An 18,294-nucleotide genomic window follows, 5' to 3' on the forward strand; every position below is an offset into this window, starting at 1 on the left:
GAAGGATAGCGACGATGCCGTCGACGTCGGCCTCGCCGAACCCGCAACTCTGGAGAAGTCAGGCGTCTTCCAGCAGATCCGGCGTGACCGCCGACTCGGTGTCGGGAATCCCGTCCTGCTTGGCCTTGCGGTCGGCCATCGACAGCAGTCGCCGAATCCGGCCGGCCACAGCGTCTTTGGTCATCGGCGGGTCGGCCAGCCGGCCCAGCTCCTCCAGGGATGCCTGCCGGTGCTCGACGCGCAGCTTGCCCGCCGAGGCCAGATGGTCGGGCACCCCGTCGCCCAGGATCGCCAGCGCACGTTCCACCCGCGCGGCCGCGGCCACCGCCGCGCGCGCCGAACGCCGCAGGTTCGCGTCGTCGAAGTTGGCCAGCCGGTTGGCGGTCGCGCGCACCTCGCGGCGAATCCGACGCTCCTCCCAGACCAGCCGGGTGTCCTGGGCACCCATCCGGGTCAGCAGCGCACCGATCGCCTCACCGTCGCGCACCACCACCCGATCGGCCCCGCGCACCTCGCGGGCCTTGGCGCTGATGCCCAGCCGTCGCGCCGCACCCACCAGCGCGAGCGCCGCCTCCGGGCCCGGGCAGCCGACCTCCAGCGCCGACGAGCGGCCCGGCTCGGTCAGCGATCCGTGGGCCAAAAACGCTCCGCGCCAAGCGGCTTCGGCATCAGCCACGCTGCCGCCGACGACTTGGGCCGGCAGGCCGCGCACCGGGCGTCCGCGCAGATCCAGCAGACCGGTCTGGCGGGCCAGCGCCTCACCGTCCTTGGTCACCCGCAGCACGTAGCGCGTGTTCTTGCGCATCCCACTGGCGGTCAACACGTGCACGATCGCGTTGTAGCCGTACAGGTCGAAGATGTCCTTGCGCAGCCGGCGGGCGATCACACCCTGATCCACCTCGGCCTCGACCACCACCCGGCCCGCCACGATGTGCAGCCCGCCGGCGAAGCGCAGCAACGCCGCCACCTCGGCACGGCGCGCGCTGACCGAGCTGATCACGAGACGGCTCAGCTCATCTTTGACTTCGGCCGTCATCGCCACGGCTTGCCACCTCCTGGTCCGAGTCCGCTCGGTCCACTCACGCCGGTTTGCCGGCCCCCGCCCTCATCGGTCGGCAGGACCGGCGTCGGGACCGTCAGCGGCGGCGCGCCGGCCTCCCGAACCCCGTCCAGCACAGCTGCCAGCTTTCCTGGGTCATGTAAAGGTGTACCAGGTCGGGCCACGTCCACGAACTGAACCTCGGCACCGAACAGCGCCGCCGCCCTGCGCAGCTGGTCGCGCTCCCGCTCACTGGGCACCCGCCCATCGTCGATCACGATGTCATCGACGGTGAATCCGGGTGCGTGCTGGGCCAATACGTGCAGGTGACGCTCCACCGAGAAGCCCGCCGTCTCCCCCGGCTCGGCCACCAGGTTGAGCACCAGGGCGCGCCGCGCCTTGGTGGCCTGCAACGCCGAGGCCAGGCCCGGCACCAGCAGGTGCGGGATCACGCTGGTGAACCACGACCCCGGACCGAGCACCACCAGGTCTGCGGCCATGATCGCGTCGACGGCCTGGCGGGTGGCCGGCGGATTGCCCGGCAGCAGCCGCACCCGGCGCACCTTGCCCGGGGTGGTCGCAATCGCCACCTGGCCCCGGATCAGCCGGAACAGTCGCGGGTCGGCGTCCAGGCCCGAGACGTCGGCCTCGATCTGCAGCGCGATCGGGCACATCGGCAACACCCGGCCCTTGACGCCCAGCATCCGGCCCAGCTCGTCGAGGGCGGCCACCGGGTCGGCCAGCACCTCGTTGAGGCCGGCCAGCAGCAGGTTGCCGATCGGATGTCCGGCCAGCGCACCGGTACCGCCGAACCGGTGCTGCAGGATGGTCGCCCACAACCGTCCGCTGGGACTGTCCGACGCCAGCGCGGCCAGCGCCATCCGCAGGTCCCCGGGCGGCACCACGTCCAGTTCGCCGCGCAGCCGTCCCGACGAGCCGCCGTCGTCGGCGACGGTGACCACCGCGGTGACGTGCGGGGTAAGCCGGCGGGCGGCCGACAGGGTCGCGTACAGACCGTGTCCGCCACCGAGCGCGACGATGCTCCGGTTGGCGCTCGCGGGCTCAATACTCATTCACGGCCCAGATCCCGGTGCAGCACCCGCACCGACAGCTCTCCGGAGGTGTCTTCGCTGTCCAACAGCCGCGCCAGCGCCTCGGCGATGGCGACACTGCGATGCTTGCCGCCGGTGCAACCGATGGCCACGGTCATGTATCGCTTTCCCTCTCGTCGATAGCCGCCGACCACCAGGGACAGTAGCCGGTGGTAGGTGCTCAGGAACTCGTCGGCGCCCGGCTGGCTCAGCACGTAGTCGCGCACCGCCTCGTGCTGCCCGGTGTGCGGGCGCAGCTCGTCGACCCAGTGCGGGTTGGGCAGGAATCGCACGTCCATCACCATGTCGGAGTCCATCGGCAGGCCGTACTTGAAACCGAAGGACTCGACGGTGATCGACGTGGGCGCGGTGACGGCGTCGCCACCGAACATGTCCTCGATGCTCTCCCGCAGTTCGCGCACGCTGAGCACCGAGGTGTCGATGACGAGGTCGGCGACCGCACGCACCGGCGCCAGCATGGTGCGCTCGGCGGCGATCCCCTCGGCCAGTGTCTGTTTGCCCTGCAGCGGGTGGCTGCGGCGATTGTTCTCATAGCGGCGGATCAGCGCGTCGTCGGAAGCGTCCATGAACAGCACCCGGGGGTTGATCCCGCGGGTCGCCAGCTCCGAGCGCACCGAATCCAGGTCACCGGTGAACCCGGCCGAGCGCACGTCCATCACCACCGCCAGCTGGGTGATCCGCGAGCCGGCCGCCAACCCCAGATCCACCATCCGGGCGATCAGCTCCGGCGGCAGGTTGTCGGCGACGTACCAGCCCAGGTCTTCGAGCACCTTGGCCGCGGTGCCGCGGCCCGCGCCGGACAGCCCGGTCACCAGCACGACGTCGATGCCGGCGCCGTCTCCGGGACCGGCGACGTCGCGCTCGCGCACGCCCTTGGCTGAATCCTGGTTCATCCCGACATCCGTTGCTGCTGCGCGGCGCCCGGCGCGCCGTCGGCTCCCAGGGCCTCCAGGACGGCGGTGGCGGTGGCCGCGCCGATCCCGGGGATCGAAGTGAGCTCTTCGACCGTAGCGTTCTTCAGCCGCGCCACCGAGCCGAAATGCGAGATCAGCACCTTGCGCCGATGTTCGCCCAATCCGGGGACGGCGTCGAGTACCGAAGCGGTCATCCGCCGGGACCTCTTGCTGCGGTGATAGGTGATGGCGAACCGGTGTGCCTCATCACGGATGCGCTGCAACAGGTAGAGGCCTTCGCTCTGGCGCGCCAAGATGATCGGGTCCGGCTCCGAAGGCACCCACACCTCTTCCAGGCGTTTGGCCAGGCCGATGGTCGCCACGTCGGTGATACCCAGTTCGGCCAGCACCGCGGCGGCCGCGTTGACCTGCGGGGCGCCGCCGTCCACCACATACAGGTTCGGCGGATAGGCGAACTTGCGGGACTTGCCTTCGGGGGCAAGCATTTCCGGGTCCTTCTCTTCCAGATGCCGACGGAAGCGGCGGCGGGTCACCTCGGCGATCGAGGCCACGTCGTCGGAGCGGCCCTCCCCGGCTGCCTCGCGGATCGCGAAGTGACGGTAGTCGGACTTGCGGGGCAGCCCGTCCTCGAACACCACCAGGGAGGCCACCACATCGGTGCCCTGCACATGGCTGATGTCGACGCATTCAATGCGCAGCGGCGCGTCGGCCAGCCCCAGCGCCTCCTGAATGTTCTGCAGCGCAGCGGATCTGGCGGTAAAATCCCCCGCACGCTTCAACTTGTGTTGCTGCAGAGCCTCTTTGGCGTTGCGCTCCACGGTCTCGGCCAGAACGCGCTTGTCGCCGCGCATCGGCACCCGCAGCGAGACCCGCGAGCCCCGCAGCCCGGACAACCAGCTGGTCAACTCGTCGGCGTTGGCCGGCAGGCACGGCACCAGCACCTCGCGCGGAACCGGGTTGACCGGCTCGTCGGCGGCGCCCTCCAATTCGGCCTGGTCGCCGTAGAACTGGGTGACGAACTGCTCCACCAGGCGTTCCAAGTCGCTGGAATCTCCTGGGTCCCCGGGCTTTTCGATGATCCACCCGCGCTGCCCCCGAACCCGGCCGCCACGCACGTGGAACACCTGAACCGCGGCCTCCAACTCGTCGTCGGCGAAGGCCACCACGTCGGCGTCGGTGCCGTCACCGAGCACCACGGCCTGTTTCTCCAAGGCGCGCTTGAGCGCGGCGACGTCGTCACGCAACCGTGCGGCGCGCTCGAAGTCGAGTTCCTCGGAGGCCGCCAGCATCTGCTGCTCCAGGCTGCGGACCAGCCGGTCGGTCTTGCCGGCCAGAAAGTCGCAGAAGTCGTCGACGATCGCACGGTGCTCGGCCGCGCTGACCCGCCCGACGCACGGAGCCGAGCACTTGCCGATGTAGCCCAGCAGGCAGGGCCGGCCGATCTGCTGGTGGCGCTTGAACACCCCGGCCGAACAGGTGCGCGCCGGAAAGACGCGCAGCAACAGGTCCAGTGTCTCCCGGATGGCCCAGGCATGCGAGTACGGCCCGAAATAGCGAACCCCTTTGCGGCGCGGTCCGCGGTAGACCATCAGCCGCGGGTATTCCTCGTTGAGGGTGACCGCCAGCACCGGGTAGGTCTTGTCGTCGCGATAGCGGACGTTGAACCGGGGATCGAACTCCTTGATCCAGTTGTATTCCAGTTGCAGCGCTTCGACCTCAGTGTTGACCACCGTCCACTCGACGCCTGCCGCGGTGGTCACCATCTGGCGGGTGCGCGGGTGCAGGCCGGCGACGTCGGCGAAGTACGACGTCAGGCGCGACCGCAGGCTTTTCGCCTTGCCGACGTAGATGACCCGGCCGTGGGGGTCGACGAACCGGTAGACGCCGGGCTCGACGGGAATGGACCCGGGTGCCGGGCGATAGGTCGCGGGATCTGGCACGACTACAAGGCTAGTCGGGCGGTCCGTCGCCCGGCCGGTAGCGCGCCATCAGCTCCCGCAGCGTCCGCATCGCCGCCACGGCGGCCTCCTTGTCGGCGGACTGAATGGCCACCAGCGGGATGTATTCGTCGTCGGGCAACTCCAGCCGGGCCCAGCGCTTACCGGGCGGGAACGTCACGCCGAGCACCTGCGACCACGGAATCAGCCGGTTACCGAGCCCGTTGCACACCGACACCCCCGACGCGCCCGCGCGCACCCGGGCCCGCGTCCACAACAGCATCGAGCAGGCCACGATCACACCCAGCACGACGACCGCCACCCGGTCGTAGGTCCGAAAGATCACCCCGCTGGCGCGGATGGTCAGCAGGAAGCTCACCACCACGTGGATCACCACGATCAGGATCGCCGCGCTCCACAGGCCGATCCGCATCAGCCGCGGCCGCACGTCCAGTTCCCAGTGCGGGCTCGGCCCACTCACAGCGCGGCACGCAGGTCGCGCAGGGTCAGCGCGGCGCTCAGCGCGGCCGCCGCGGCCTGGGCGCCCTTGTCCTCGGTCGAACCGGGCAACCCGGCGCGGTCGATCGCCTGGTCCTCGTCGTTGACGGTGAGCACGCCGTTGGCCACGGGGGTGGCCGCATCCAGCGACACCCGGGTCAGGCCTTGCGTAACCGCGTCGCAGACGTAGTCGAAATGCGGTGTGCCGCCGCGGATCACCACACCTAGTGCGACGACCGCATCGTGGTTGCGGGCCACCTCCTGGGCTACCACCGGGATCTCGATCGCGCCGAGCACCCGCACCACCGTGGGCTCGGTGACACCGGCGTCGACGGCCACCTTGCGGGCGCCTTCCAGCAGGGCGTCACAGATCCGGGTGTGCCAGGTGCTGGCCACGATGGCCAGCCGCAGACCTGAGGCATCCAGTGCCGGCATGTCCGGCACTCCCGCCGCGGGACTCATCTACAGCGCCCCGCCGAACTCGTCGGAAACCGGAGTCACGTCGTCGAAGTCCTCCAGACCGGTCAGGTCGTGGCCCATCCGGTCGCGTTTGGTCATCAAATAGCGAATGTTCTCGGAGTTGGCCCGCACCGGCAGCGGAACCCGCTCGATGATGTGCAGCCCGTAGCCGTCCAGCCCGACCCGCTTGGCCGGGTTGTTGGTGAGCAGCCGCATCGAGCGCACGCCCAGGTCGGCCAGGATCTGTGCGCCGATCCCGTAGTCGCGGGCGTCGGCGGGCAGCCCGAGTTTGAGGTTGGCGTCGACGGTGTCGTCGCCGGAGTCCTGAAGTTGGTAGGCCTGCAGCTTGTGCAGCAGCCCGATGCCGCGGCCCTCGTGCCCGCGCATGTAGAGCACCACACCGCGGCCCTCCTGGGCCACCATCGCCAGCGCGGCGTCGAGCTGCGGACCGCAATCGCAACGGCGAGAACCGAACACGTCGCCGGTCAGACACTCCGAGTGCACCCGGACCAGGACGTCGTCACCTTCACTGTGCGGCCCGGCGATCTCGCCGCGAACCAGTGCGACGTGTTCGACGTCCTCGTAGATGCTGGAGTAGCCGACAGCCCGGAACTCGCCGTGCCGGGTCGGGATTCGCGCTTCGGCGACCCGCTCGATGTGCTTCTCGTGCTTGCGCCGCCACTCGATCATGTCGGCGATCGAGATGAGCGCCAGCCCGTGTTCGTCGGCGAAGACCCGCAGTTCATCGGTCTGGGCCATGGCGCCCTCGTCTTTTTGGCTGACGATCTCGCAGATCGCCCCCGCCGGCTGCAGGCCGGCCATCCGGGCCAGGTCGACCGCGGCCTCGGTGTGCCCGGGGCGGCGCAGCACGCCGCCGTCCTTGGCGCGCAACGGCACCACGTGACCCGGCCGGGTGAAGTCGTCGGCGACGCTGCCCGGATCGGCCAGCAGTCGCATCGTCGTCGCCCGGTCGGACGCCGAAATACCGGTGCCCACATTGTTCTTCGCGTCGACGGTCACGGTGTAGGCGGTGCCGTGCTTGTCCTGATTGACCGCGTACATCGGCAGCAGCCCGAGCCGGTCGCAGATCGCGCCGTCCAGCGGCACGCAGAGATAGCCGGAGGTGTAGCGCACCATGAAGGCCACCAGTTCGGGGGTGGCCTTTTCGGCGGCGAAGATCAGGTCGCCTTCGTTCTCGCGGTCCTCGTCGTCGATGACGACGACGGCTTTACCCGCTGCGATGTCGGCAACCGCCCGCTCGACGGTGTCCAACTTCGTCATCTTCACTCCACCTTGGTTCGCTGTCTGCCGGACGCCGGTCGGAGGCAATCCGTCCGTCCAGTATGAACCACCTGAGCGGCCCGGTTTGCCACCTCACTCACCGAGCGGGATTTGCCACCAGTCGCTCGACATATTTCGCTATCACGTCGACCTCCAGGTTGACCCGCGTTCCCACCGGCGCACGTCCCAACGTGGTCAGTTCCAATGTGGTCGGAATCAACGACACCTCGAAGAAGTCGTCCGGATCACAACCCAGCCCGGCCACGGTCAGCGAGATGCCGTCGACGGTGATAGAGCCCTTGTGCACCACGTAGCGGGCCAGTTCGCGGGGCAGTGCGATGCGCACCACCTCCCAGTGCTCGGCGGGCGTTCGGGCCACCACGGCCCCGGTGCCGTCGACGTGTCCCTGCACGATGTGCCCACCCAGCCGGCTGCCCACCGAGGCCGCCCGCTCCAGGTTGACGCGGCTTCCCGGCGACAGTTTGTCCAGGCTGGACCGCTGCAGGGTCTCATGCATGACGTCGGCGGAGAACCGTCCGCCGGGCAGTACCTCGACCACGGTCAGGCAGACGCCGTTGACGGCGATCGAGTCGCCATGCCGGGCGTCGGAGGTGACGGTGGGCCCCTCGATGACCAGGCGCGCGGCGTCGGTCAGCTCATCACGGCTGACCAGCTCGCCCAGCTCCTCGACGATTCCGGTGAACATCACAACAGGCTAGCGGCCCCCTACCGGGCGACCTCTATACGATGTCACCCATGCGCAGACTTCTCATCGCCCTGGCCACCGCCACCACCGCCGCCGCCCTGCTCGCGGGCTGCTCCGGCAAGGACGCCGGTGGACCGCTGCCGGACGCGGCCACGCTGGTCAAAGAATCGGCCACCACCACCGCCGAGCTCAAGAGCGCGCACCTGGCCCTGTCGGTCGCCGGCCAGATCAAGAACCTCCCGGTCAAGACCCTCGAAGGTGATCTGACCAACCAGCCGACCACGGCCGCCAAGGGCAGCGCCACCATCACCATGCTGGGCTCCGACCTTGACGCGAAGTTCGTGGTGATCGACGGCGACCTGTACGCGGCGATCACCGGCGACTCCTACGACAACCTCGGTTCGGCCGACAAGATCTACGACGTCGCGGCGATCCTGAGCCCGGAAAAGGGCCTGGCCAACCTGCTGAACACCATGGAGAACCCGAAAGCGCAGGGCCGCGACACCATCAACGGCGAGAAGGCCGTCCGGGTGTCGGGCGACGTTCCCGCCGATGACGTGAACAAGCTGGCACCGCAGCTCAAGGCGACCGCCCCCATCCCGGCCACCGTCTGGATCTCCGAGGACGGCGACCACCAGCTGGTGCAGGCGAGGCTCGACCCCAGCGCGGGTAACTCGATCCAGATGACGCTGTCGAACTGGAACGCCCCGGTCACCGTCGAGAAGCCGGCTGGAGCGTGATGCGGGCCAACCGCAAACTCGCGATCAGCGCGGGCAGCATCGCTGTCCTGCTCGGGGCCCTCGACACCTATGTCGTGGTCACGATCATGCGCGACATCATGGCGCCGCAACCAGCCGGTGTCGGGATCCCGATCAACAAGATTCAGCAGCTCACCCCGATCATCACCTGCTATCTGCTGGGCTACATCGCCGCGATGCCGCTGCTGGGCCGGGCCTCCGACCGGTTCGGACGCAAGCTGCTGCTGCAGTTCAGCCTGGCGTTGTTCGCCGCCGGTTCGGTGGTCACGGCCATGTCGCTGGACCTGCAGACGCTGGTGATCGGCCGCACCGTGCAGGGCATCGCGGCAGGTGCGCTGCTGCCGGTGACGTTCGCCCTCGGCGCCGACCTGTGGGCCCAGCGCAACCGGTCGGCGGTGCTCGGCTGGATCGCCGGCGCCCAGGAGCTCGGCAGCGTACTGGGCCCGCTGTACGGCATCTTCATCGTCTGGGCGCTGACCAGTTGGCGAGACGTGTTCTGGATCAACGTGCCGCTGACCCTGCTGGCCATGGCACTGATCCACTTCAGCCTTCCGTCGAAGTCCACCGACGGCCCCCGCGAGCGCGTCGACGTGGTCGGCGGGCTGCTGCTGGCGGCGATCCTGGGTCTGCTGACGATCGGGCTCTACAACCCCGACCCCAGCGCAAAACAGGCGCTGCCCGACCACGGCCTGGTGTACCTGGCGGTCGCCGCGGTCGCACTGGTGGCGTTCGCGGTCTGGGAGATCAAGTCGCCGACCAAGCTGATCGACCCCGAAGGTGCCCGATTCGGCCCGTTCCTGGCCGCGCTGGGCTCCTCCCTTGCTGCCGGCGCCGCGCTGATGGTCACCCTGGTCGACGTCGAACTGTTCGGTCAGGGCGTGCTCGGCAAGAGCCAGAACGAGGCAGCGATGCTGCTGCTGTGGTTCCTGATCGCGCTGCCGATCGGTGCCGTGGCAGGTGGCGCGATCGCGACCAGGGCCGGTGACCGAGTGGTGACGTTTGCGGGCCTGCTGGTCGCCGCGGTGGGCTACTGGTTCATCTCGAAGTGGCCGGTGGACCTGATGTCCTACCACCACGACGTATTCGGGCTGAGCCTTCCGGCCGCCCACACCGACCAGCTGGTCGCCGGGCTGGGTCTGGGTCTGGTGATCGGCCCGCTGACGTCAGCGGTGATGCGGGTGGTGCCGCCGCGTGAGCACGGCATCGCCGCCGCTGGTGTGGTGGTGGCCCGGATGACCGGGATGCTGGTCGGAATGGCCGCGCTGAGCGCGTGGGGGCTCTATCGGTTCAACCAGATCCTGGCCGGCAAAACCACGCCGAACGGCAATCTGGCCGAGAAGGTCGAAGCCATCGCGCGCAACTCCCGAGAGGCCTTCGCGGCGATGTACGGCGAGATCTTCGGGATCACCGCCCTGATCTGTGTGGCCGGTGCGGTGCTGGGGTTGTTCATCGGCAGCAATGCCGATCACGTCTCCGACCCCGAGACTTCGGAATCCCAAGCCACGGTGCCCACCGCGGGCTGAGTCAGTTCGGGACCAGGCTCAGCAGCAGATCGGGCCCGATCGGCTGCACCGAGTCGTACCGCCAGCGCAACGCCCGGCCGATGCTGGACACCCCGACGTCGTCGACGGCGGTGACCGGCCCGCCCAGCAGGATCGGCGCCACGTAGGCCAGGATGCGATCGATCGCCCCTGCCCGCAGGAACGCGCCCGCCAGGGTCGGCCCGCCCTCGATCAGCACATCGGTGCGGTCGGCAAGGGCCCGCAGCACCTCGGCGGGATCGTGGGTGCGAATCACCATTGTGCGCGAGTCGTCGTTGAGCACCTTTGCCTCCGCGGAGATGTCACGCTCGCCCACCACCACCCGCAGCGGCTGCCGATCGGCCAGGGTGCCGTCCGGCAGCCGGGCGGTCAGAGTCGGGTCGTCGACGAGCACGGTGCCGGTGCCCACCACGATGGCCTCGGCGGCAGCCCGGCGGCGGTGCAGGTCGGCGCGGGCCGCCTCGCTGGTGATCCACTGGCTGGACCCGTCGGCGGCGGCGCTACGACCGTCGATGCTGGTGGCGTACTTCCAGGTGACATGCGGCCGGCCGGTGCGCTGCTTGTGCAGCCATTCGCGCAGCGGCCCGGACTGCACCGTGTCGGCCCGCACCCCGGCGATCACCTCGACACCGGCGGCGGTCAGCCGGGCGGCACCGTCGGCCGCAATCGGATTGGGGTCGGTGACGGCGTAGACCACCCGGGCCACGCCCGCCGCCAGCAGCGCCTCGGTACACGGCGGAGTCCTGCCGTGGTGATCGCACGGCTCCAGCGTGACCACCGCGGTGCCCCCGGCGGCCGAGCCGGCGGCCCGGCGCAGCGCCACCACCTCGGCGTGCGCTTCCCCGACCGGCTGGGTGCCGCCGACGCCGACCACCCGGTGCTCACGGTCGAGGATGACCGCGCCCACCGGCGGGTTGGGGTAGGTGGCGCCTTTGACCTTCTCGGCCTGTTCGACGGCCAGCAGCATGGCGGCGTCGTCGTCGAGCACCGGGTTGGCGCTCACAGCGTCAGGTGCGGCGACGCCGCGCCCGCCTGGCGGCGCAGTGCTTCGACGGCGGCGCCGGGATCTGCGGCGCTGTAGACAGCCGAGCCGGCCACGAAGCAGTCGACACCGGCCTCGGCGGCCTGCTCGACGGTATCGGCGTTGATGCCGCCGTCGATCTCGACCAGGATGTTCAGCTCCCCGGAGTCCACCAGCTTGCGCACGGTGCGCACCTTGTCGAGCACCTCGGGGATGAACGACTGCCCGCCGAAGCCCGGTTCCACCGACATCACCAGCAGGGTGTCGAAGTCCCGCAGGATCTCCAGGTAGGGCTCCAGCGGGGTGCCCGGTTTGATCGACAAGCCTGCTTTGGCCCCGGCGGCCCGGATGTCGCGGGCGACCGCGACGGGGGCGTCGGTGGCCTCGGCGTGGAAGGTGACGTTGTGGGCGCCCGCCTCGGCGTACGGCGGGGCCCACCGGCCCGGGTTCTCGATCATCAGATGACAGTCCATCGGAATGTCGGTGGCCTTGAGCAGGCTCTCCACCACCGGCAGCCCGAGGGTGAGGTTGGGCACGAAGTGGGCGTCCATGACGTCGACGTGCAGCCAGTCCGCCCCCTTGACGGCAGCAGCCTCATCGGCGAGGCGGGCGAAATCCGCGGACAGGATCGACGGCGCGATCATGGGTCGTGACATGGGCTCAGATTACTTGTAACGCCGCGGCGAACATGGCGTCGGTGCCGTGCCGGTGCGGCCACAACTGCACGTGCGGCCCGTCACCGAGCTGGTCGGCCGGTGCGAACAGCGACCGGGTGTCCAACTGCTGCACCCCGTGCCGGCGCACCGCGTCGGCCACCACCCCGACCGTCTCCGACAGGTGCGGCGAACAGGTGGCGTAGAGCACCACGCCGCCCGGCCGGGTCAGCGCGATCGCCGCCGCCAGCAGTTCGCGCTGCAGCTTGGCCAGCACCGGGATGTCGGCGGGCAGCCGGCGCCAGCGGGCTTCGGGGCGCCGCCGCAGGGCGCCGAGCCCGGTGCACGGTGCGTCCACCAGGACCCGGTCGAAGCCGGGTTGCAGGCCGGACTCGCGGCCGTCGACGGTCAGCACCTCGACGTCGAGGCCGCGGGTGTTCTCGACGACCAGGGCGGCCCGCTGCGGCACCTGCTCCACCGCGGTCACCCGGGCCCCGGCCTGCGCGGCGAGCGCGGCCAGCATCGCGGTCTTGCCGCCGGGTCCGGCGCACAGATCCAGCCACCGCCCGGTGTCGCCGTCCACCGGGGCCAGGGTCAGGGCGCGGGCCACCAGCTGGCTGCCCTCGTCCTGCACCAGGGCCTGGGCGTCGCGCACGGCGTCGATCCGGCCGGGGTCACCGCCGGGCAGGTAGACGGCGTAGGGCGAATACCGGCAGACTTCACCGTCCACCGCGGCCGCCAACTCGGCCGCGGTCAGGACGCCGGGACGTGCGGCCAGGTGCACCCTGGGCCGTTCGTCGTCGCCGGCCAGCACCGCATCCAGCTCGCCGGCGGCGGCCCCGAGCGCGTCGGCGAACGCCTGGGCGATCCAACGCGGGTGGGCGCGGGTGAACGCCAGGTGCCCGATCGGGTCGGTGGCGGCGTCCGGGGCCAGCTCGGCGGTCCACGACGCCTCGTCGCGGGTACTGATGGTGCGCAACACGCCGTTGACGAATCCCGCTCGCGCCGAATCGAATTCGATACCCGCCTGCTCGACGGTGGTGGACACCGCGGCGTGCGGCTCGACCCGGGTGCGCAGCAACTGGTAACTGCCCAGCCGCAGCAGATCCAGCAACACCGGGTTGATCGACTCCGGTGCGCGCTGCGCCGCCGCCCCGATCACCGCGTCGAGCAGGCCGCGGGCCCGGCAGGTGCCGTAGGTCAGTTCGGTCGCGAAAGCGGCGTCGCGGCCGGTGATCCCGCGTTCTGACAGCATCGCCGGCAGCGCCAGGTTGGCATAGGCATCGCGTTCGGAGACGGCGCGCAGCACGTCGAAGGCGGCACGGCGCGCCGGATCCAGCGGTTTGCGCGCACGCCTGCGTGGCCCGGTCATGACGCCCGCACCCCCTCGTCGAGCCGGGCGCCGCGCGCCCAGTCGGCGGCGTTCATCGCTTTCTTTCCGGGCGGCTGCAGCTCCCCCAACCGGACCGGTCCCGTGCCGGTGCCGACCCAAACATGTCGCCGGTCGACGTGAATGTCGCCCGGCGGCAGGTTCTTCGGCGCATCGTCGACCAGGCAGACCGGGCCGAGTTTGACCCGCAGGTCACCGATCTGGGTCCAGGCACCCGGCGCCGGGGTGACCGCCCGGATCCGGCGGTCGATGACCGCGGCCGGCAGGTCCCAGCGCACCCGGGCGTCGTCGGCGCTGATCTTCGGGGCGTAACTGACCCCGTCGGATGACTGCGGCACCGCGGTCAGCGCGCCGTCTGCGACACCGTCAAGGGTGGCCGTCAGCAGCTCGGCACCCGAAATCGCCAGCCGGGCAAGCAGTTCACCCGCGGTGTCGTCCGGCCGGATGGTCTCGGTCACGACACCGTAGACCGGTCCGGAGTCCAGTTCGCGCTCGATCGCAAACGTCGTGGCGCCGGTCACCTCGTCGCCGGCGGCGATGGCCGCCTGCACCGGTCCGGCGCCCCGCCAGGCCGGCAGCACCGAGAAATGCAGGTTGATCCAGCCGTGCGCCGGCACCGCCAGCAACTCGTCGCGCAGCAGTGCGCCGTAGGCGACCACCGGGCAGCACTCCGGCGCGAGTTCGGCCAGCGCGGCGACCGATTCGGGGGCATTGGGCTGCGCCGGTCGCAGCACCGGGATGCCGTGGTCGAGCGCCCGCTGGGCCACCGGGGACGGCTGCAGATGGCCTCGCCGCCCGGATGCCGCGTCGGGCCGGGTCAGGACCGCCACCACGTCGTGGCGTGGCGAGTCGATCAGCCGTTGCAGCGACGGCAACGCGGTGTCCGGCGTGCCGGCGAAGACAATGCGCACCGGCACAGTTTAGGGATCACCGGCGGTCAGGACCGTTCGCCCGTCGGAATGCCGCAGCCCGCGACGGCGTTGTAACACTTCAATTGACTAAACAATCGCGAATGTGTCCGGAGGGCGATGATGGCGATCCTGGGTTCTGCTGACCGTGACCACCGAGACGTCGGGACTTCCGGGACGGTCGAACCCGGCCCGAGCCTGGCCGCCCGCCTGCTCAGCGGTACCGTCCGGCTGACCCTCTACAACGCCGTGGCCCTCGGCAGTGCCGCATTGGGCTGGCCGCTGCCGTTCGGTGTCATCGACAACGCGGCGCGCGTCCTGCCGGCTCCTCGCGGTATGACCCGGACGGCGGTGCCCCTGCCGCATGCCCAAGCGCAGTTGGTGCGGGCCCGCGGGGTGGCATCCCGCACTGGTCGGGTGGTGTTGTACTGCCACGGCGGCGCCTTCCTGCTCGGCGGGATCAACACCCATCTGCGACTCATCGAGAAACTCTCCGGTTTCGCCGACAGCCCGGTGCTGGCGGTCGATTATCGGATGCTGCCCAAGCACACGATCGAGATGGCATTGCAGGACTGTCATGACGCCTACCGGTGGTTGCGGGCACACGGTTATGAGCCCGACCAGATTGCGATCGCCGGTGATTCCGCCGGCGGATACCTCGCCCTGACTCTGGCGCAGCGGCTGCACGCCGAGGGTGAGACACCGGCGGCGTTGGCATTGCTGTCCCCGCTGCTGCAGCTGGATCCGAACCGGCCGGCTGGTCATGGGCCGATGCTGCCGCACAGTTCGTTCGCGGCGCTGACCGCCCTGATCGCCGCCCATGACGGGGTGCTGTACGAGCCGCTGGAACACATCGAGCCGGGCCTGCCGCCTACCCTGATCCACGTCTCCGGCGCCGAGGAACTCGCCTATGACGCCCGGCTCGCCGCGCAGCGACTGGCCGACGCCGCGGTCCCGGTGGAACTGGAGATCTGGCCCGGGCAGATTCACGTCTTTCAGCTGGCCGCTCCCCTGGTGCCCGAGGCCACCCGCTCGCTGTGCCGGATCGGTGAGTACATCCGGACGGCGGCGGGCCGGGACGAGCGCCCGGATTCGGCTGCCTGAGCCCGCGTGCGGCTGCTACGCCCCGCGCGCCACGATCACCGGAATGCCCGCGGCGTGGACCACCGCCGAACTCACCGAACCCAGCAGCTGGCTGGCGAACCCGCCGCGGCCGCGACTACCGACCACCACGAGCTGGGCGTGCTCGGCCGCCTCGATCAGCCGACGAGCGGGGTGATCGAGGCGCACTCGCTGTTCGACGAGCACATCGGGGTACCGCTCCCGGTAACCCGCAAGGCGTTCGGCGAGGATCTCGTGTGCCTGCCGTTCGTGTTCGCTGCGGTTGACGTCCAGCAGCGGAATGACCCCGGCATCGCTCCAGGCGTGCAACGCCACCAGCCGCACGCCGCGGCGGGACGCTTCGTCGAACGCCAGGGCTGTCGCCGCCTCCGATGCGGGTGAGCCGTCGATTCCCACCACCACGGGGCCATCGTCGACGCTGGCCCGATCGGTGCGAATGACCGCGACCGGGCCGTGCGCGTGGTGAATCAGGCTGGTGCTGACCGAGCCCAGCAGCAGCCGGCCGATGGCACCCAGTCCGACACTTCCGACGACCGTCAGCACACTGTGCTCGGTGGCATCGATCAACGTCGGGACCACCTGGCCGTAGACCACTTCGGTGTGCACTTCCGGCGTTTCAGTGAGGCGGACCGAGTCGAAGACGGTGCGGGCCCGGGCGAGCACCTTGTCCGCCTCCTCGGACTGCCAGCTGGGCATGCCCTTGACTTTCGGGTCGGGCGGCCACCCGACGGGGACCGGGGCCACCACGTGCAGCAGCGTCATCGGTTGCTTGCGGAGGATCGCCTCGTGGGTGGCCCAGGCCACCGCGGCCTCGGATTCCGCCGACCCGTCGACACCCACCACGATTCCGTGCGGCGCTTTGATTGTTGACATCGCTCGGCCCTCCAACCAATATCGGGCCGGCCAGCCGAACTAGCCGGCTCTATACCCTCAACGCTACCGTTCTCCGGCGCCGTGCTGCAGAGTCGTTGGACCTCAAGAGATGGAGTTGGACCTCAATTGACCGGCCACTAGCCGATGTGCAATGGGTCGATCTGCACTCGGACCGGATGATGCGAACCCCGGGCGCTGAGCACCCCGACGCCGTGCCGCAGTGCCGCGGCCAGTGCCAGGCCGTGATCGCGGCCTACCCGAACCAGCATCCGCGTGACGACCAGGTTGTCGGGCACCCCCGGCGGGCGCCGCGTCCCCGGCGGCAGGGGTACCGGACCGAGCAGCTCGACGCCGTCGGGCAGGTGCGCCGCCTCCAGTAGGGCCGTCACCGAATCCGGGTCGCCGTCGACGGCGGCGATGTGCACCGCCGGCGGCAGGCCGACCTCGGCGCGGGCGGACAGCTCGGCGTCGGCATGGCCGACCGGGTCCCAGCGGATCAGGGCCTGCACGGTGGGGATCGAGGATTCGGCGACCACCGTCACCACCCCGCCCGACTCCCGGGGACGCACCAGCGCCGCGGCCGCCATCCAGCGCCGCAGGGTGTCCTCGGCCGCACGAAGATCCTGCCGGCCCAGCAGCGCCCAGCTGTCCAGCAGCAGCGCCGCCCCGTAACCGCTCGGCGCGCGAGGCTCGGCGCCGGGCGTGGCGATCACCAGGGCGGGCCCGTCGTCGGTGTGCGCGACGATGGTGTCACCGGCCGAGGTGATCACGGTGGTACCGGGAAATGCCCGGCCGAGCTCTTCGGCGGTGCGCCGGGCGCCGATCACCACGGCGCGCACCGCCTCGGACCCGCAACGCGCACATTTCAGCGCCGGGTCGGCGCGCCCGCACCACCGGCAGGTGGCCGCGCCGCCGTGTTCGGGAAGCGCCAGCGGCCCGGTGCAGTGCCGGCAGCGGGCGATGGCGCGGCAGCGTGCGCAGGCCAGCGACGGCACGTAGCCGCGTCGCGGCACCTGCACCAGCACCGGAGCACCCGCGGTCAACGCGGTGCGCGCGGCCTGCAGCGCGATCGACGGCAAACGGGCGGTACGGGCCGCCCCGTCGCGCTCGTCGGCGTAGCCGCTGTCATCGAGCGCCACCACCCGCGGTGCGGCCGCCCGCAGCACCGTGCGAGAGGCCACCAGGTCATGGGCCCATCCGCTGCGTACCAGTGCCTGCGCCTCGGCGGTGCGGGCGTATCCCCCGATCAGCGCGGCGCAGCCGGTCAGGTGGGCCCGCAGCATCGCCACCTCTCGCGCGTGCGGGTAGGGCGACCGCGGCTCGGCCAGGCTGTCGTCACCGTCGTCGAACACCATCACCAGGCCCAGATCGGCGATCGGGGCGAACACCGCGCTGCGGGTGCCGATCACCAGCCGGGCCCCGCCGCGCAGCACCGCCAGCCAGCGCCGGTAGCGGGTGGTCGGGCCCAGGCCCGCCGACAGCGCGACGACGGCCGACTCGTCGATCCGGGTGACCGCCGCGCGCGCCAGGGCATCCACATCGCGCTGGTCGGGCACGATCGCCAGCGCGGTGCGGCCCGCCCGGATCGCGGCGGCGGCTGCCTCGGCGAAGCGCTCGCACCACGAATCGCCGGGCAGCACCTGCCAAACCGCCCGCGCCGCGCGGCCCTCGCCCAGCGCGGTCAGGAACTGACTGCCCGCGCGGTAGCGCCCCCAAGCCGCCGGATCGACCGGATCGATCACCGGCAGTGTCGGCGCGGGCGCGGGTTCGCGTTCTACCCGGGCATGCCGGGGCGGAATCGCCAGTCGCAGGACGTCGGCGCGGCTGCCGCCGTAGCGGGCCGCCACCGCCTCGACCAGCCGGCGCACTTCGGCGGTGAGCACGGGTTCGGCCGAGATCACCCGTTCCAGGCGGCCCAGCCGGCCGGTGTGGTCGGTGTCGGCGCGGCGCTCCCAGACGAAGGCGTCCACCAGCCGGCCGTGGAAACGCACCCGCACCCGGACCCCCGGCTGGGCCTGCTCGGACTGCTCGGGGGTGACCAGGTAGTCGAACTCGCGGTCCAGGTGCGGCACCGACAACATC

17 protein-coding genes are annotated in these 18,294 nt (G+C 70.6%); 3 read left to right on the plus strand and 14 right to left on the minus strand.

Annotated elements, in window-relative coordinates:
• Nucleotides 1-58: 58 nt before the first annotated feature.
• From whiA to K6T84_RS09880, 8 genes are all read right to left on the minus strand, one after another.
• The gene (gene whiA, locus K6T84_RS09845; RefSeq protein WP_526025538.1) at nt 59-1,042 is read right to left on the minus strand and encodes a DNA-binding protein WhiA; all 984 of its coding nucleotides are present in this window, start codon (nt 1,040-1,042) and stop codon (nt 59-61) included.
• Nucleotides 1,033-2,112: a uridine diphosphate-N-acetylglucosamine-binding protein YvcK gene (gene yvcK / locus K6T84_RS09850; protein WP_225400165.1), complete on the minus strand. Its 1,080-nt coding sequence runs from the start codon at nt 2,110-2,112 to the stop codon at nt 1,033-1,035. The genes whiA and yvcK overlap by 10 nt, the downstream gene beginning before the upstream one ends.
• A complete protein-coding gene (gene rapZ / locus K6T84_RS09855; protein WP_224860628.1) occupies nt 2,109-3,044 on the minus strand; it encodes an RNase adapter RapZ in 936 nt (311 codons plus the stop codon). The genes yvcK and rapZ overlap by 4 nt, the downstream gene beginning before the upstream one ends.
• Nucleotides 3,041-5,005 (minus strand): excinuclease ABC subunit UvrC, encoded by a 1,965-nt coding sequence (gene uvrC / locus K6T84_RS09860; RefSeq protein WP_224860630.1) that lies wholly within the window; start codon nt 5,003-5,005, stop codon nt 3,041-3,043. The genes rapZ and uvrC overlap by 4 nt, the downstream gene beginning before the upstream one ends.
• A gap of 10 nt (nt 5,006-5,015) precedes the next feature.
• A complete protein-coding gene (locus tag K6T84_RS09865; protein ID WP_408066087.1) occupies nt 5,016-5,435 on the minus strand; it encodes a PH domain-containing protein in 420 nt (139 codons plus the stop codon).
• 44 nt (nt 5,436-5,479) lie between these two features.
• Nucleotides 5,480-5,962, minus strand: coding sequence for a 6,7-dimethyl-8-ribityllumazine synthase (ribH, locus tag K6T84_RS09870; protein ID WP_224860634.1), 483 nt, complete (start codon nt 5,960-5,962; stop codon nt 5,480-5,482).
• On the minus strand, nt 5,963-7,240 hold the full coding sequence (locus K6T84_RS09875; protein WP_224860636.1) for a bifunctional 3,4-dihydroxy-2-butanone-4-phosphate synthase/GTP cyclohydrolase II: 1,278 nt from the start codon (nt 7,238-7,240) through the stop codon (nt 5,963-5,965).
• A gap of 97 nt (nt 7,241-7,337) precedes the next feature.
• Nucleotides 7,338-7,946: a riboflavin synthase gene (locus K6T84_RS09880; RefSeq protein WP_225400166.1), complete on the minus strand. Its 609-nt coding sequence runs from the start codon at nt 7,944-7,946 to the stop codon at nt 7,338-7,340.
• A 41-nt stretch (nt 7,947-7,987) separates the two neighbouring features.
• Between K6T84_RS09880 and K6T84_RS09885 the strand changes: the two genes are divergently transcribed.
• Complete coding sequence (locus K6T84_RS09885; RefSeq protein ID WP_225400167.1) at nt 7,988-8,686, plus strand: LppX_LprAFG lipoprotein; 699 nt, start codon at nt 7,988-7,990, stop codon at nt 8,684-8,686.
• On the plus strand, nt 8,686-10,227 hold the full coding sequence (locus K6T84_RS09890) for an MFS transporter (protein WP_224865808.1): 1,542 nt from the start codon (nt 8,686-8,688) through the stop codon (nt 10,225-10,227). The genes K6T84_RS09885 and K6T84_RS09890 overlap by 1 nt, the downstream gene beginning before the upstream one ends.
• Before the next feature lies 1 nt (nt 10,228).
• On the opposite strand, the gene ribD is transcribed toward K6T84_RS09890, so the two are convergent.
• The 4 genes from ribD to fmt are packed head-to-tail and all read right to left on the minus strand — an operon-like array spanning nt 10,229 to nt 14,220.
• The gene (gene ribD / locus K6T84_RS09895; RefSeq protein ID WP_224865810.1) at nt 10,229-11,212 is read right to left on the minus strand and encodes a bifunctional diaminohydroxyphosphoribosylaminopyrimidine deaminase/5-amino-6-(5-phosphoribosylamino)uracil reductase RibD; all 984 of its coding nucleotides are present in this window, start codon (nt 11,210-11,212) and stop codon (nt 10,229-10,231) included.
• Between the two features lie 32 nt (nt 11,213-11,244).
• Complete coding sequence (gene rpe / locus K6T84_RS09900) at nt 11,245-11,922, minus strand: ribulose-phosphate 3-epimerase (protein ID WP_224860670.1); 678 nt, start codon at nt 11,920-11,922, stop codon at nt 11,245-11,247.
• A 4-nt stretch (nt 11,923-11,926) separates the two neighbouring features.
• Nucleotides 11,927-13,291 (minus strand): RsmB/NOP family class I SAM-dependent RNA methyltransferase, encoded by a 1,365-nt coding sequence (locus K6T84_RS09905; protein ID WP_225400168.1) that lies wholly within the window; start codon nt 13,289-13,291, stop codon nt 11,927-11,929.
• Nucleotides 13,288-14,220 carry a methionyl-tRNA formyltransferase gene (fmt, locus tag K6T84_RS09910; RefSeq protein WP_225400169.1) on the minus strand — a complete coding sequence of 311 codons (933 nt, stop codon included), beginning with the start codon at nt 14,218-14,220 and terminating at the stop codon, nt 13,288-13,290. The genes K6T84_RS09905 and fmt overlap by 4 nt, the downstream gene beginning before the upstream one ends.
• Before the next feature lie 117 nt (nt 14,221-14,337).
• Between fmt and K6T84_RS09915 the strand changes: the two genes are divergently transcribed.
• Complete coding sequence (locus K6T84_RS09915; protein WP_329786674.1) at nt 14,338-15,321, plus strand: alpha/beta hydrolase; 984 nt, start codon at nt 14,338-14,340, stop codon at nt 15,319-15,321.
• 15 nt (nt 15,322-15,336) lie between these two features.
• Here K6T84_RS09915 and K6T84_RS09920 read toward each other — a convergent pair whose 3' ends face one another.
• Both K6T84_RS09920 and K6T84_RS09925 read right to left on the minus strand, forming a co-directional pair.
• Nucleotides 15,337-16,212, minus strand: a complete 876-nt coding sequence (locus K6T84_RS09920) for a universal stress protein (RefSeq protein ID WP_225400170.1) — start codon at nt 16,210-16,212, stop codon at nt 15,337-15,339.
• Between the two features lie 137 nt (nt 16,213-16,349).
• The gene (locus K6T84_RS09925) at nt 16,350-18,293 is read right to left on the minus strand and encodes a primosomal protein N' (protein WP_225402017.1); all 1,944 of its coding nucleotides are present in this window, start codon (nt 18,291-18,293) and stop codon (nt 16,350-16,352) included.
• Nucleotide 18,294 lies beyond the last annotated feature (1 nt).

Source organism: Mycobacterium zoologicum (assembly GCF_020181635.2).
GTDB lineage: Bacteria > Actinomycetota > Actinomycetes > Mycobacteriales > Mycobacteriaceae > Mycobacterium > Mycobacterium zoologicum.